Annotated in this window: 13 protein-coding genes and 1 tRNA gene; 12 read left to right on the top strand and 2 right to left on the bottom strand. The window is 62.4% G+C overall.

Annotated features, from left to right (window positions below):
* The first annotated feature begins 62 nt into the window (after positions 1 to 62).
* The 5 genes from EOC83_RS19160 (at position 63) to EOC83_RS19180 (ending at position 3041) form a co-directional block, all read left to right on the top strand.
* Positions 63 to 137: transfer RNA gene (locus EOC83_RS19160), tRNA-Glu, on the top strand.
* A 248-nt stretch (positions 138 to 385) separates the two neighbouring features.
* Positions 386 to 562 (top strand): Flp family type IVb pilin, encoded by a 177-nt coding sequence (locus EOC83_RS19165; protein WP_063169152.1) that lies wholly within the window; start codon positions 386 to 388, stop codon positions 560 to 562.
* 274 nt (positions 563 to 836) lie between these two features.
* On the top strand, positions 837 to 1418 hold the full coding sequence (locus EOC83_RS19170) for a VOC family protein (protein WP_013529260.1): 582 nt from the start codon (positions 837 to 839) through the stop codon (positions 1416 to 1418).
* Positions 1419 to 1440: 22 nt separating this feature from the next.
* Positions 1441 to 2298 (top strand): glutathione S-transferase family protein, encoded by an 858-nt coding sequence (locus EOC83_RS19175; protein ID WP_013529261.1) that lies wholly within the window; start codon positions 1441 to 1443, stop codon positions 2296 to 2298.
* A gap of 374 nt (positions 2299 to 2672) precedes the next feature.
* Positions 2673 to 3041, top strand: coding sequence for a hypothetical protein (locus EOC83_RS19180; RefSeq protein ID WP_063169151.1), 369 nt, complete (start codon positions 2673 to 2675; stop codon positions 3039 to 3041).
* Positions 3042 to 3056: 15 nt separating this feature from the next.
* Here EOC83_RS19180 and EOC83_RS19185 read toward each other — a convergent pair whose 3' ends face one another.
* On the bottom strand, positions 3057 to 3269 hold the full coding sequence (locus tag EOC83_RS19185) for a hypothetical protein (protein WP_013529263.1): 213 nt from the start codon (positions 3267 to 3269) through the stop codon (positions 3057 to 3059).
* Positions 3270 to 3575: 306 nt separating this feature from the next.
* On the opposite strand from EOC83_RS19185, the gene EOC83_RS19190 reads away from it, so the two are divergent.
* A complete protein-coding gene (locus EOC83_RS19190) occupies positions 3576 to 4490 on the top strand; it encodes a DUF2865 domain-containing protein (RefSeq protein WP_063169150.1) in 915 nt (304 codons plus the stop codon).
* 123 nt (positions 4491 to 4613) lie between these two features.
* A complete protein-coding gene (locus EOC83_RS19195) occupies positions 4614 to 4850 on the top strand; it encodes a hypothetical protein (protein WP_013529265.1) in 237 nt (78 codons plus the stop codon).
* A gap of 87 nt (positions 4851 to 4937) precedes the next feature.
* Here EOC83_RS19195 and EOC83_RS19200 read toward each other — a convergent pair whose 3' ends face one another.
* On the bottom strand, positions 4938 to 5288 hold the full coding sequence (locus EOC83_RS19200) for a hypothetical protein (RefSeq protein ID WP_013529266.1): 351 nt from the start codon (positions 5286 to 5288) through the stop codon (positions 4938 to 4940).
* Positions 5289 to 5479: 191 nt separating this feature from the next.
* Between EOC83_RS19200 and EOC83_RS19205 the strand changes: the two genes are divergently transcribed.
* The 5 genes from EOC83_RS19205 to pstB all read left to right on the top strand — a co-directional run bounded on the left by EOC83_RS19205 (position 5480) and on the right by pstB (position 15298).
* A complete protein-coding gene (locus EOC83_RS19205) occupies positions 5480 to 10045 on the top strand; it encodes a PAS domain-containing protein (RefSeq protein WP_164747166.1) in 4566 nt (1521 codons plus the stop codon).
* A 512-nt stretch (positions 10046 to 10557) separates the two neighbouring features.
* Positions 10558 to 11586 carry a substrate-binding domain-containing protein gene (locus EOC83_RS19210; RefSeq protein ID WP_027163159.1) on the top strand — a complete coding sequence of 343 codons (1029 nt, stop codon included), beginning with the start codon at positions 10558 to 10560 and terminating at the stop codon, positions 11584 to 11586.
* Between the two features lie 96 nt (positions 11587 to 11682).
* A complete protein-coding gene (gene pstC / locus EOC83_RS19215; protein WP_063169148.1) occupies positions 11683 to 13149 on the top strand; it encodes a phosphate ABC transporter permease subunit PstC in 1467 nt (488 codons plus the stop codon).
* Positions 13146 to 14462, top strand: a complete 1317-nt coding sequence (gene pstA, locus EOC83_RS19220; protein ID WP_063169147.1) for a phosphate ABC transporter permease PstA — start codon at positions 13146 to 13148, stop codon at positions 14460 to 14462. Before pstC ends, pstA begins: the two co-directional genes overlap by 4 nt.
* 17 nt (positions 14463 to 14479) lie before the next feature.
* Complete coding sequence (gene pstB, locus EOC83_RS19225) at positions 14480 to 15298, top strand: phosphate ABC transporter ATP-binding protein PstB (protein ID WP_013529271.1); 819 nt, start codon at positions 14480 to 14482, stop codon at positions 15296 to 15298.
* Position 15299 lies beyond the last annotated feature (1 nt).

The raw sequence follows: 15299 nt of genomic DNA on the forward strand, positions 1-15299 counted from the left end.
GAAAGCGGCCTAACCCCAGTTGCTTTTTCCCAGCGCTCAGCCTATATCGCCGGTTCTTGAACGCGCCCATCGTCTAGCGGTCAGGACACCGCCCTCTCACGGCGGGAACAGGGGTTCGATTCCCCTTGGGCGTACCAAGTTTTTCGACAAATTTGCAGGATGCCGTCGATTTCGTTTCTGAAGTCGCGGAGCCTCGATACTGTGGCGTCCGGGAAACCCGCTCTGCACAGGTAGCCGCAGCCTTAAAAACTCCCAGTGGCACCAACCAACCCGGCCTTTATTTCATTCGTCTGGCAAATGTTAACGGACGCGAAACCGGAACCTTAACGTCCCCGCAACTCACGGCGAATATTAGTTTTCGCTTTAGTAGCTGTAGGAGGTTGAAATGCAGAAAATAGCTTATCGTTTCGCTTGGGACGAGTCTGGCGCGACCGCGATCGAGTATGGCTTGATCGCAGCTCTCATCGCGCTCGCGATCATCACCGGCGCCGGGGCGGTTGGCAATTCGCTCAACGGGATCTTCACGACCGTCGGCACTACGGTCAACAGCAGCGGCTCGTAAGTCGGTACATCAATTCGGTCGGCTATCGGCCGGATTCGCCGATCTCAGCCTCCAAAGCGCAGCGCGTACGTGCTTCCGATGCCGGGCATCGGAAGTGCGGACGGCGCACTTTCCATCGGTCGGCTTTATCCGTTGCGTCACCGCGTTCGTCGCTTCTGGCGCCGCGGAGCTGTTTGCATTAGCATCACGTCATGGATCCTGGGGTACGGCTCCAGCGGCGCGCAGAACGCCGCGCTGTCCTTAGGGCCAGTTGATCCATGGGGGAGGAAGGCCAATGCAGAAGCTGCAATCGCAGGGCGTCCATCACATCACGCTGGTCGGCGCCGGGCGCCAGACCTCTATCGATTTCTGGGAAGGCGTGCTCGGCATGCCGTTCATCTTCGAACAGCCCAATCTCGACAAGCCGAGGGAAAGCCACCTCTATTTCGATCCCGGCGACGGCCGGCTGATCACTATCTTCACCGACGAGAGCCGGACGCCGGAGAAGCGGCGCACGCCTACCGATCCGGGCTGTGTTCACCACATCGCCTTTTCGGTGTCGCGCGTCACCTTTCTGCAGGCGGTCTCCCGGCTTGACGAGCGCGGCATCAAGCACAGCGGCGTCAAGGATCGCGGTTTCATGGATTCGATCTATTTCGAGGATCCGCTCGGCCTGCTGATCGAGTTGGCGTCCTACCGCTTCGAACCGCCGGCGGGCTTCACCCATGCGGATGTGCTGATGGAAGCGCACAGGCTGCGGGTCGGGCGCGGCGACTACAACATCGCCGAAGTGCATCTCGCCGATGCGATCCAGACGCTCGTAGAGCGTTCCCGTGCCACTCTGTCGGACGATCGGGCGCCGAAGAACCCATACTGAACAGACCAGAGGGAGGAACAAGATGGCCAAGACAGCGACGAAGACTGCCGGGAAATCCGCGGCCAAAGCTGCCGCCAAGCCGGCGGCGAAAGCTGCGGCAACGCCAAAAGCCAAGGCGGCCGCCAAGCCTGCGGTGAAGGCGACGGCAAAAGCCGCGCCCAGGGCCAAGGCCAAGCCGGCCAAGAAGCCGGCGCTGAAGCTCAGCATGCTGAAGCCCAGCGTCAACAACATGACCGTGCGGGTGTTTGCGCGCGCGGCGGGTTTCGACCACGCCGAGACCGATGCCTGGGGCCACACCCGTTCGCCGGAGTTCATGGCGCGAAATCCCGCCCATTTGACACCGATGATCGAGGACAAGGGCCTGCCCAGAGGCGTGCTGTGGGAAAGCTGCGCTATCATGCAGTATCTCGCCAACAAGCACGGGTTGGAGAAATTCTATCCGAAGGCGCCGGCCAAGCGGGCGATGGTCGACAGTGCGATGTTCTACCTGATCGGCACGCTCTACCCCTATGTGGCGCGCGCCACCTATCCGGCGCTCGGCTTCCCGCACTATGCCGGCGAGGTCGGCCACAGCGACGCCCATCCCGACAAGAAGTCCGAAGCCCAGAAGGCGGCGATGGCGGCGATTGCCGAGCCGCTGGAGGTCTTCCACTCGTTCTTCAGGGACGGCAAGCCGTTCATCGGCGGCAAGCATCCGTCGATCGCCGATATCCGGCTGGCGGCGACGCTCGAATTTCTGGCCGTCATCGACTATGCCTTGCCCAAATGGGCGAAGGACTATGTGGCGGCGATTGAGAAGAAGCTCGGCAAGGCCTATAGCGAGCCGGCCGGCGACGTGCGCGGTTATATCGCCCATGTGAAGTCCCAGGCCAAGGCCTGAGCTTAAGGGTTCGTTAACCAAAGCCCTGTCTACTGCAGGCAATTCGCTTTCGGCCCGCGACCACGGATGTACTGGCGCAGAACGTCGCAGCGATAGGAAAGGTCGGCGCAATGCCGGCCTTTTGCTTTTCGCACGCTTTGTTCGACGCAATTCCCAAGGGAAAAGCGTTATGCGCTTTTCCGGGAAAACCGTTTCACACTTAACCGGCATTGCTTTATCGCCAGGCGCGATCGAGCAGCGATCAGACCGCGCAAGCCCAGTCAGGTGTCGCTTTTTCGGCGTCAAGTTTGCCGAGAGATATTGCCATTGCCGACGTTGGCCCTACCATCCATTGAGCGTCCCAGATGGACCGTGGTCAGGCGTGAGGGCTGGCGATGAAAAGCGTTGCGAGACGGATTGCGGTTGCGGGCGTGGTGCTGGCGGGCGCTGTTCATGCGTCAAGTGCAGCTGAACTCAACACGATGGACGATGTCGGGGCCGCGATCCAGGCTTGCTGGACACCGCCGGCGGGAGCGGGAACCGCCAGCGTCACCTTGAGCTTCAGCTTCAAGCGGGACGGCACGCTGATCGGCCCACCGAGGCCGACAGCCATCAAGGTGGAAGGCGATGCCAAGGCGAAGAAGTCCTTTGTCGACGCCGCAACGACCGCCTTGCAGAATTGTCTGCCCCTGACCTTCTCAGCGAAACTGGCGCAAGGCATCGCCGGCAACGTGTTCACGTTGCAATTCGCCTCTCCCAAGTAGGCACCCGCCGCCGGCTCAATGGTGACTGCGCCGTGCCGCGGCATGCCGGGCAAGATCGGGCGTTTCGAAGACGTAGTCGTTCCAGGCCGATTCCGGAACCTGACCGGCCAGATAGCATTCCAGCAACAGGCTTTGTTCGGGATTGAGAGGCCTTGGCGCGCGCTGATCCAGCCCCAGCGAGTGAAACAGGTTTCTTGTCAGGTCCGAGACGGTGAAGTGGATCGACATCTGCGTTCTCCCTTTGGTCCTTCAACGCGGAAGACCGGGCAAAGGTTTCGAACGCCTGGCGATAATGGCGGTCCGTTTCGTTGCAGGTCCGCGGCGAGGGTCGGGCTTGCGCTTTCCTTTGAGGTTCGTCTCAATCTTGAAATAAAAATGTAATATCGAATTTACACGAGATGACATAATACAATAGACAAAAGCTTACCCCGGCTGAAGTTCTTGAGATAATTAGAGTTTACTCATATAGCTGAAACTTGTGTAAGTTATGGACTGTAATTCCGGGTTCTCCGCAAAAAGGACCGAGTTGTCCCGATGATCCGTTTCTGGCCTTCCATGGTGGTCGCATTGATTTCGCTGGCGGCGGTTTTGTTCGGGACGCTTCCGTCCTACGCGGACAGCTGCGGCGCGATCAGAAGCCAGTTGCTTTCGGGTGGCCGCAGCAACGGGGCGAACCCGGAGCTTGCTCAACTGCGCCGGCAACTTGCAGCCATCCAGACTATCGAGAGACAGCGCCAGTGCACGGCGAAAAGTTCGCTTGGTGGTCTCTTCAACGCTTGCGCCGATCTCGCCAGGAGCCGCTCGGATGTGCAGCGCCGGATCGCTGCCGCCGGGAATTCAGGCCGCGACACGGCGGGTCTGCAGGCGCGCCTCGTGGCGCTTGGCTGCGCGCCTTCGGCAAAGCAACGGTCTGCGCGCGCCGCGCCCGGCACCCAATCGGCGAGCACCACGTTCGGCGGCAATGCGATGCTGTTTTGCGTGCGTCTGTCGGACGGGTATTTCTTCCCGGCGCCAAAGTCGCAATTCGCCGCCAGCGGTGATCTGAAGGAGACGGCCGATCAATGCCGTTACATCTGCGATGACCCCAGCGTCGACCTCTACACGTTGAACGATGCCAGCCTCGAAACCGACCAGATGGTCGCGCTCGACACGCGCAAGCCTTATACCGAACTGCCGGCAGCCTTCAGATATCGCGATGATGCGAATTTCAAGGCATGCGACGTCAAGCGATACTACCAGCGGGTCACCGAACTGCGAGCCAGGACTGTGACGCCCGCCAACATGCGCAATGCCATTATTCCGCTGCCGACGGCGAAGCCGGATCTCGGCACGGTTGCGGCCGTCCCTGGAATCGATGCCGAAGCGCCAGGTGCCGCCCAGCACCTTTCGATCGAGGCCGGCAAGCGGTCGGTGCGCGTGGTCGGCCCGGCGTTTTTCCCGGCCGAATGATCGCCGGCTTCCCCAATTGGCGATCACCGGTTGCGGCGTGCCTGCTGCGATGCGGTTGCCTGATCCGGCTGGAACAGAGAGGCGCTCATGGCGTTGTGATCGACATCAGCCGGGAGAAACGCCGTGGCTACGTTCCGGGAAATGCGGGTACTGGAGATCGTCGAAGATGACTCGCTGACCACCGAACAGAAAATCGCCGAACTGCGCGAGATCGAATCCGAGGCGCGTGGGCTGCAGCGGGCTGCCTCGGAGGGTCCGATGGACGACGATGACGGCTGGCAGGAAGATCTGCGTCAGGTTCGTCTTGCACTCGACAAGCTCGGTGCGAAGGAGCCGAAAAAGGGCGCTGCTTCACTGTGAGGCCGGGTCACCGAAGCTATCCGCGGATCGCGTCTTGATCGCATCCCATCCGAAAACCGGGTCCCGCTTTTAGGGACCCGCTCCGATCTAATCGCAGACCATGCGAGCTCTCTTGCCAGGCTCGCTGACGTTCCTGCAGGTCAGCGGCTTCGCTGGCGCCGATAGGGAAGCGGACGCAGGCAACCTCGTCTGGTGCCGTCTCGGTGCGGCATGGCTGACCTTGCGCTCGGAAAAACGCCGGTCCGGCTGCGGCGCCACAGGAAAAGCGCCGTTCTCGACCTCGGATTGCCCATAGTCGACATTCGGTGGCGGCCGATCCCAGAATCGCCGGACATCAAGCGGTCTCGGGATGACGACCGTGCCGTCATAACTGCGCGAGCAACCGCCGCCGAAAAGCAGCGCCAGCCCCATGAAAAAAGGCACAATCCGTCCAAGCATCAGCAATACCCCTGCCGTTGCTTATATAGCGGGTTCGACCCCGCCGACAACCGGGCGGAATGAAGCAGACCGCGCCGCGCAATCCTGTCCAACCGACCGTTAAGGTTAGCGGATCCTTAATGCTTCTCGGGCAGATTCCGCCGACGAACCGCGGAGGAGGGTTCGGCCTTGGTTTTCGGGGTGGGGACGGCATGGCGGAAGCGGACGAAACAATCGGCGCGCGCGGCAAGCGCGGGCCTCGCAGATCCACAGTGCATGGCGACGATGCCTCATCGTCCGCCTCTTGCATGGATTCGAACGATGCGCTTCGCCAACTCGTCGAAGCCGGTTCGGACTGGGTCTGGGAAACGGACGCCGAACTGCGCTTCTCCTGGCTTTCGCAAAATTACCAGGCCGCCACCGGCATCGATCCGGCAAACGTGCTTGGCCGGTTCCGCTTCGACTTCCTCAACCAGGTCCTGAACGGCGATCGCAGTGGCGCGGCGCATCTGGAGGATCTGCAGGCGCACCGGCCTTTTCGCGACTTCGTCTATGAGCTCAAGGCTGGCAGCGCCGACTGTCGCTGGGTTTTGACATCAGGCTTTCCAAAGTTCGACGACGAAGGAAGATTTGCCGGCTATCGCGGCATCGGCCGCAACGTCACGGCTCTGGCCGGCGCCTTCAAAAGTCTGGGGCGGGAACCATCGGGTGACGGCGAGCCCGACCAGCATCTGGCCGACCTCGAGCGGACGATGGACGCCATGCATATGGGCGTCGTGCTTCTCGATGCCAGGCTCGACACGCTGATCGTCAACAAGGCCTATCGCGACCTCTCGAGGATTCCGGACGGCGCTGTTGCCGTCGGCGCTCCGTTCAGCCTGTTGATGGAGCTCAACCGCCGCAGCGGCATCTATGGCGACATCGACGAACAGCAATGGCAGCGCTACCTCGCTACTCGCCTCGACGAGATTCGCGCCGGATCCGTCGCGCCGCGCGAATTTGTCCATGCCAACGGCAGGACGATGATGTTTTCGGTGACGGCGTTGTCCGGGGGCAAGCGGCTGCTGACCTACTATGAGGTCACCGAGATCAAGCAGCGCGATGCGGAGATCAAAAACGCCAATGCCAGGAATGCCGAGACCTTCGCCAGTCTCCGCACAATGGTCGACCAGATGCCGATCGGTGTCCTCGTGCTCGACGCCGATATGCGCGCCGAGATCATCAACCGTGCTTTCTATGATTTCTGGCAGATCGACGCCCGGCGCGCCGAGATCGGCTGCAGCTTCCGCGATCTGATGGACGCCAGCCGCGACATCGATCCGTTTGGTGCCGACGATGCGTCATGGCAGCGGCATGTCGCCGAGCGCGAGGCGGAAATCAGGGCCGGTACCGCCGGATCGCGGCAGTTCCCGCGCAATGACGGCCGCACGCTGATATCGTCGATGGCGCCGCTGGCCGGCGGCAAGCGGCTGATCTCCTATGTCGACGTCACCGACATGAAGGACCGGGAGGCCGAACTTGCCGACGCGCTGGAGAAAGCGCGGCTGGCGGAAGCGGTGATCAACGCCGTCAAGGATCCGATCTTCGTCAAGGACGACCATCTGCGTTTCGTCTTCGTCAACGAGGCGTTCGCCGCTCTGTTTGGCCAGACGCCGCAAGCCATGCTCGGCAAGCCCGGCGGCGATTTCCTCCCAACGAACGCTGTCGCGCTTTTCGAGCAGAGCGAACGTGACGTCCTTGCCACCGGGCGGCCGTACGAAGTGGAAGAGAATTTCGAGGCCGATGGCGCCTGCCGCTCGCGCATCGTCCGGAAGAGCCGCGTCGGCATGGCCAGCGGCCGCAACTACGTTGCCGGCTTCCTGTTCGACATTTCCGACATGAAGCGCCGCGAGACGGAGGCGCAGGACGCACGCAAGCATCTCGCCAGCGTGCTGGAATCCTTGCCGGCCGCCGTGATCATCTACGATCGCGACGACAGGTTCGTTTTCGCCAACCGCAAGATCCAGGATACGCTGCCGGCCTTGAAGCCGGCGTGGCAGCCCGGCTGTACATTCCGCGAAGCACTCGTGCTGGGTCATGCGAACGGCTATTTCCGCAGCAGCGGCGATCCGCAAATCGACCAGCTCTACGACAGCGATCATGACCGCTGGCTGGACGCGATCCTCGCCCGCTACCGCTTGCCCAGTTCCTCCTACGAGCGTCACAATCCCGATGGCCGCTGGTATCAGGTCTACGACATGCGGACCGACGACGGCACCTTCATCGGCGTTCGCGTCGACATCTCCGAGATCAAGAGCCGCGAGGCGGCATTGCGCGATTCCATGCGCCAGATCGACCTGTTCCGGCATGTGATGGACGAGTTGCCGGTGGCCGCCTTCATCAAGGCGCAGGACCTGAGCATCGAATTCGTCAACAAGGCCTGGTGCGCGATCACCGGCTTGGCCAAGGAGGATGTCATCGGCCGCACCGACCGGCAGTTGTTCGGCGCGCAGGACGCGGATGGCTACAGCCATGACGACACGCAAGTCGCCGTGACGGGCGTCGTCAAGGAGGTCGAGGAACCCGTCACCCATCGCGACGGCACGGTTCGGCAGTTGATGACCCGCAAGAGCCGCCTGGTGGCGCTGGACGGGTCGGTGCATCTGGTCGGTTCGAGCACCGACATCACCGACGTCAAGGCACGCGAGCGTGCGCTGGAAGAAAGCATGCGCGAGAACGAGGTGTTCCGCAGCCTGATCGACAATGTGCCGGTATCGATCTACGCCAAGCGCTCCGATCTCAGGCAGTTCTATGTCAACAAGGGTTGGTGCGATCTGACGGGCTTCAGCAAGGAAGAGGCCATCGGCAAGACCGACATCGAGATTTTCGGGCCGGATGGCGAGGCCTTCGTCAATGGCGACCTCGCCGTGCTGCGCACCGGCGAAACTCAGGAGGTCGAAGAGACGGTCACGCTGGCCGACGGCAGCGTCAGGCATCAATTCGCCCGCAAAGGCGCGATGATCGCCTCCGACGGTTCGCTCTACCTGATCGGCTCGACCACCGACATCACCGAGCTGAAGATGCGGGAGGCCGAACTGCGCGAGGCGCGTCAGCGCGCCGTGCTCGCCGACCGCGCCAAGTCGGAATTCCTCGCCAATATGAGCCATGAGATACGCACGCCGATGAACGGCGTGCTCGGCATGGCCGAACTGCTGGCCAAATCGGACCTCGACCCGAAGCAGAAGACGTTTACCGACATCATCGTGAAGTCGGGCAATGCGCTGCTCACCATCATCAACGACATACTGGATTTCTCCAAGATCGATGCCGGTCAGTTGGTGCTCGATCCGGCGCCCTTCAATCTGGCCGAGGCGATCGAGGACGTGGCGACGCTGGTGTCGACGCGCGCCAAGGAGAAGGACCTCGAGCTGATCGTACGTGTCGAGCCTCGGCTCGAGAGCCTATTCATCGGCGATGTCGGCCGCATCAGGCAGATCGTCACCAACCTGCTCGGCAATGCGGTGAAATTCACCGATGAGGGCCATGTGCTGGTCGACGTCACCGGCGAGAGGGTTCCAGCCGGAACGAAGCTCACCATTTCGGTCACCGATACGGGCATCGGTATCCCCGAGGAAAAACTGAAACTGGTCTTCGAGAAATTCAGCCAGGTCGACACTTCATCGACGCGGCGGCACGAGGGGACCGGCCTCGGCCTCGCCATCACCTCGCGGCTCGTCGAGCTGATGGGCGGCGACATCGGGGTCGAAAGCGCCGAAGGCAAGGGTTCGACGTTCTGGTTCTCGGTGACGCTGCCGAGGGCCGGACAGCAAAACGGGCAACGCATCATGCCGATCGACGTGACCGGCGCGCGTGTCCTGATCGTCGACGACAATGCCGTCAACAGGGCGATCCTGACCGAGCAGATGACATCATGGACGTTCGATTCCTGCGCGGCCGAAAGCGGCGCCGAAGGCCTCAAGGTGCTGATCGCCGCAGCCGCCTATGGCGTGCCGGTCGATTGCGTCGTGCTCGACTACCAGATGCCTGAAATGAGCGGCGCCGAAATGGCGCGGATCGTGCGCAACACCGCTGGCCTTGCCGGAACGCCGATCATCATGCTGACCTCGGTCGACCAGTCGCTCGCCAACACCAGCTATCGCGATCTCGGCATCGATGCCCAGTTGATCAAGCCGGCGCGCTCTTCGGTGCTGCTGGAAACGCTGGTCGCCACCATCCAGCGGCATCGCCACAACACTGGCGGCAGCGACGCGCAGCCGCTCGCGGCCGACGTCGCTGCGAGCAATGTGACGCGGCCGCAGCCCTCGGCACCGTCCGAACAGCGGGCGCTGCTGCAGCCGCCTTCGATTCGCCCCCGGCCACCGGTGGCGGCTGGTGGCGACAGGCTGGACATACTGGTGGCCGAGGACAATGAGGTAAACCAGATGGTGTTCACCCAGATTCTCGGCGAGACCGGTTATGGTTTCGAGATCGTCGGCAATGGCCGCAAGGCGCTCGATGCCTTCGGCCGGCTCAACCCGTGCATGATCCTGATGGATGTCTCCATGCCGGAGATGAACGGTCTCGAAGCGACCGCCGCCATTCGCCGGCTGGAGGAAGAAACCGGCACGCATGTGCCGATCGTCGGCGTCACCGCGCATGCGCTGAAGGGCGACCGCGAGCGCTGCCTGGAGGCAGGCATGGACGACTATCTGCCCAAGCCGATCAGTCCCCGGGCGCTGCTCGAGAAGGTCGAGCGCTGGGTCGGCGCCAGCCGGCAGGCTCAGCGCAACGCCGGGTAGGGCCGGTCCTGCCTGTCCGAGTGCCGGGAATACGGCGAAGATTCGCGCCCTGCCAGCGGCCAAGACTATGGTGCGATCGCACCATATCAAAGGTTGTATCCAGCCGAGACAATGGCGGCGTTCGATTCCTCCCTTTCCAGTTACGGGCGGGAGCAGCGACCGCCGGCATGAGACAGCGTCAACCTACCCCAACGGACCTGTTTTCGGCGATGGCCCGGCCATGACACCGTCTGGCTGAGAGCAACGCGCTCCCGTCCGGCTTTTTTTCGTAAAGGCCGGCTAACCCCAAATCGCTGGCCAATCTCGGCCCCAAGCGGAGCAAGTCTCTGATTCCGGGGACAAAGCCGGGCTGCGTGTTCAGTGCCGGCCAGGCGGCGTTTTGCTCATCGCGATGACGCGTTACCGGGGTGACATCAAACTGTCATGCGACTGTTATAATCGAAGGCTATTGGCCTCAGCGGGCGCCGACTGACGAGCGCCGAGAGACCATCTTCCGAACAGGAGCAGGCCACATGAAGAAATTCCTCTATACGGCGTCGGCCGCTGCGCTTGCGCTCGCCGCGTCGTCCGGCTTCGCCGCCGCGCGCGACCAGATCCAGGTCGCCGGATCATCGACCGTGTTACCTTATGCCAAGATCGTTGCCGAGCAGTTCGGCGAAACGTTCACCAACTTCAAGACCCCGGTCGTCGAATCCGGCGGCAGCGGCGCCGGCATCAAGGAATTCTGCAAGGGCGTCGGCGAAGACACGATCGACATCGCCAACTCGTCGCGTCCGATCAAGGCGGACGAACTCAAGTCCTGCGCCGCCGCCGGCGTGAAGGAAGTCCAGGAAGTCCGGATCGGCTATGACGGCATCGTCTTCGCCACCGACATCAAGGGCCCGGACTGGGCGCTGGTTCCCGCCGACATCTACAAGGCGCTCGCGGCCAAGCTGGTCGTCGACGGCAAGCTCGTCGACAATCCGAACACCAAGTGGAGCCAGGTCAATCCGAAGCTGCCCGACTGGGACATCGCCGCCTACATTCCGGGCGAAAAGCACGGCACGCGCGAAGTGTTCGAGACCAAGCTCCTCGATGCCGGCTGTGACAAGGCTGCTCTCAAGGCCGCCGGCATTGCCGACGACAAGGAAATCGGCAAAACCTGCATTGCCATCCGCAAGGACGGCAAGGCCGTCGACATCGATGGCGACTATACCGAGACGCTCGCCCGCATCGACTCCAACAAGACCGGCGTCGGCGTGTTCGGCCTCGCCTTCTATGAGAACAATGCCGACAAGCTGAAGGTCGCCACCGTGGAAGGTATCGTGCCTTCGACCGAGACGATTGCCAGCGGCAAGTATCCCGTCTCGCGCCCGCTGTTCTTCTACGTCAAGAAGGCGCATCTGGGCGTCGTTCCCGGCCTCAAGGAATATGTCGAGTTCTTCCTCGACGACCAGATGGTTGGCCCGGAAAGCCCGCTCGCCGAATACGGCCTCGTTGCTGCTCCGGATGCCGAGCGTCAGGCCCAGCGTGACGCTTTCGCCGCCGGAAAGTCGATGTAATCAAGCTGCCGAACCGGGGTGCGGGTCAAATCCGCGCCCCGGTTTCACCGCAGGCCGCAATGGTGGCTGCGTTAGAATTTCCCTTGGGGTGGGTCCATGTCGTCCTTGCTCGTACTGGCCATCGTCGTTGCCGTCGGCCTGGTTGCCTTTTTCATCGGCCGGCAGCGTGCCGCGGCCCAGGACAATGGCAAAGTCAAGCCGCATTCGCGTGCCCACTATCACGGCTGGTGGGCCTTCCTGCTCGCCGTCCTGCCTGCTCTTTTGCTGCTTGCCGTCTGGGCCGTCGGTTCTTCGGTCTATCTTGACCGGCACATCCACGCTGCCTTGCCCGAGCGTACCGTCGACAGCAAGGTTGCCAGCGAGGCACTGGATGTCAGCCTGGTAAAGAGCCTCGCCAGGGGCCTGCGCAAACTCGATGCTGGCACACTGGCCGCAATGCCTGCCAGCTTTGCCGAGTTGCAGCCGCTGCTCGCCGCCAAGGGCGTGGCACTGGCGAGCGACACACAGGATTACATGATCCCGATCGCCGTCGAGGCGAACAAGGTCCAGGACCGGCTCGGCCTGTTCGGCGCCATTGTCATTCTGGCTTCCTCGATCGCCGGCGCCTTCTATGCGCTCAGGCAGATCGAGCCGCGCGCCAGGGCGCGCAACAATGTCGAGCGGTTGATGCTGTGGGGGCTGCTTGCCGCCTCCACCATCGCCATCCTGACCACCGTCGGCATCGTGCTTTCGATGCTGTTCCAGACGATCACCTTCTTCGAGAGCGTCTCGCCGATGAGTTTCTTCTTCGGCACGGTCTGGGATCCGCGTTTTGCCGCTGCCGGTTCGGGCGGCAGCCAGGGCCAGTTCGGCCTGATCCCGCTTCTTGCCGGCACGCTCTATATCGCCGCCGTCGCGCTGCTGGTTGCGGTGCCGGTCGGGCTGATGTCGGCTGTCTACATGGCCGAATACGCAACGCCCAGGGTGCGCTCGGTGGTCAAGCCGGCGCTTGAACTGCTGGCCGGCATACCGACCATCGTCTACGGCATCTTCGCCGTCGTCACGCTTGGGCCGTTCCTGCGCGACCTGTCAGCGGCGCTGACCGGCGGCTCGCCGTTCATCCAGGGCCAGAGCATCTTCACCGCCGGCCTGGTCATGGGCGTCATGCTGATCCCGGTCGTCTCCTCTCTCTCAGACGACATCATAACCGCGGTGCCGCGCGCCATGCGCGACGGGTCGCTCGGCCTCGGCGCGACCCGCTCCGAGACGATCAAGCGGGTGATCCTGCCGGCGGCACTGCCCGGCATCGTCGGCGCCATCCTGCTGACTGCCTCGCGCGCCATCGGCGAAACGATGATTGTCGTGCTGGCGGCGGGCGTCGCCGCCAACCTCACCATCAACCCGTTCGAGGCGATGACGACCATCACCGTCAAGATCGTCAACCAGCTCACCGGCGACCTCGAGTTCAATTCGCCGCAGACGCTGGTCGCCTTCGCGCTCGGGCTGACGCTGTTCACGCTGACGCTGGTGATGAACATCGTCGCGCTCTACATCGTGCGCAAATATCGGGAGCAGTACGAATGACCGACATTCCCATGGATACGATGGTCAGGCCGGCGGCCCATCCGCGCCGCGACATCGGCCTGAAGGCCCGTTACGCCGCCGAACGCCGTTTCCGCATCTATGGCGTCGTGGCGATTTCCGTAGGCCTGGCGTTCCTGGCAATCATGCTGATCACCATCGTCTCGAAAGGCTACACCGCCTTCTGGCAGACGACGGTATCGCTGCCGATCACGTTCGACGAGAAGGTGATCGATCCTTCCGGCAAGCGCGCAACCGATCCGAGCGTTCTGATCAAGGCGAATTATCCCAAGCTCGCAGAAAACGCGCTGGTGGCCAAGCTCGGCATCTCTCCTGATGACAAGCCGATGATCCAGAAGCTCAAGGGCTTCCTTTCGGAAGGCGCCCGCGTCCAGTTGCGCGACATCGTTGCCGCCGATCCCTCGGTGATCGGCACGACACGCGACGTCAACATCCTCGCCGCCGCCAATCTCGACTCGGCTTTCAAGGGCCAGATCGACCTCAGTGTCGAGGAAGCGCGACGCAAGGTCTCGGACCAGCAGATCACCTGGATGAACAAGCTCAAGGCCGAGGGCGCGATGGCCGAGCACTTCAACAGCGGCCTGTTCACCTACGGCGCCTCCAGCCGCCCGGAAACCTCGGGCATGGGCGTGGCGATCATCGGCTCGCTTTATATGATGGTGATCGTGCTGCTGCTCGCGCTGCCGATCGGCGTCGCCGCCTCCATCTATCTGGAGGAATTCGCCAAGAAGAACCGTTTCACCGACCTTATCGAGGTCAACATCAACAATCTGGCCGCAGTGCCGTCAATCGTCTTCGGCTTGCTCGGCCTCGCGGTGTTTATCAATTTCCTGGGCATGCCACGCTCCGCCGCTTTCGTCGGTGGCCTGGTGCTGACGCTGATGACGCTGCCGACGATCATCATCGCGACGCGCGCCGCGCTTGCCGCGGTGCCGCCGTCGATCCGCTCGGCAGCTCTCGGCCTTGGCGCCTCCAAGATGCAGATGGTGTTCCAGCACATCCTGCCGCTTGCCGCGCCCGGCATCCTCACCGGCACCATCATCGGTCTTGCGCGCGCGCTCGGCGAAACCGCGCCGCTGCTGTTGATCGGCATGGTCGCCTTCGTCGCCGATCCACCGACGACGCCTTTCGATCCGGCCACCGCGCTGCCGGTGCAGATCTATATGTGGGCGAACGAGGCCGAACGCGCCTTCGTCGAGCGTATGTCCGGCGCCATCATCATCCTGCTCGTCTTCCTCATGGCCATGAACATCACCGCGATCGTGCTTCGGCGTCGGTTCGAGCGGCGCTGGTAGAAAAAAGGCATTTTGGTATGAACATCATGACCGAACAGTCCCTTGAAAACGCAGTGGGCGACAAGATGAAGTCGAACGAAGTGATAAAAATGCGCGGCGACAAGGTCGGCGTGTTCTACGGCGAGAAGCAGGCGCTGTTCGACGTCGATCTCGACGTCCGCCTGAACCAGGTGACGGCGCTGATCGGCCCCTCCGGCTGCGGCAAGTCCACCTTCCTGCGCTGCCTCAACCGCATGAACGACACCATCGATTCAGCACGGGTAACCGGCAAGATCACGCTCGACGAAGAGGACATCTACGACAAGAACATCGATGTCGTCGAACTCAGGGCGCGCGTCGGCATGGTGTTCCAGAAACCCAATCCGTTCCCAAAGTCGATCTACGAGAACGTCGCCTATGGTCCGCGCATCCACGGATTGGCCAAGCGCAAGGCCGACATGGATCAGATCGTCGAGTCCAGCCTGAAGAAGGCGGCGATCTGGAACGAGGTCAAGGACCGTTTGCAGGAACCTGGCACGGGTCTTTCCGGTGGCCAGCAGCAGCGCCTGTGCATTGCACGCGCCATCGCCGTGTCGCCCGAGGTGATCCTGATGGACGAACCGTGTTCGGCGCTCGACCCGATCGCCACCGCTCGCGTCGAGGAACTGATCGACGAACTGCGTCAGAACTATACGATCGTCATCGTCACCCATTCGATGCAGCAGGCAGCGCGCGTGTCGCAGCGCACCGCGATGTTCCATCTTGGCTATCTGGTCGAGGAGGGCGCCACCGACAAGATGTTCACCACCCCCGACGACAAACGCACCCAGGACTACATCACCGGCCGGTTCGGCTGAT

It is taken from the genome of Mesorhizobium sp. Primo-A (assembly GCF_003997175.1).
Lineage (GTDB): Bacteria > Pseudomonadota > Alphaproteobacteria > Rhizobiales > Rhizobiaceae > Mesorhizobium > Mesorhizobium ciceri.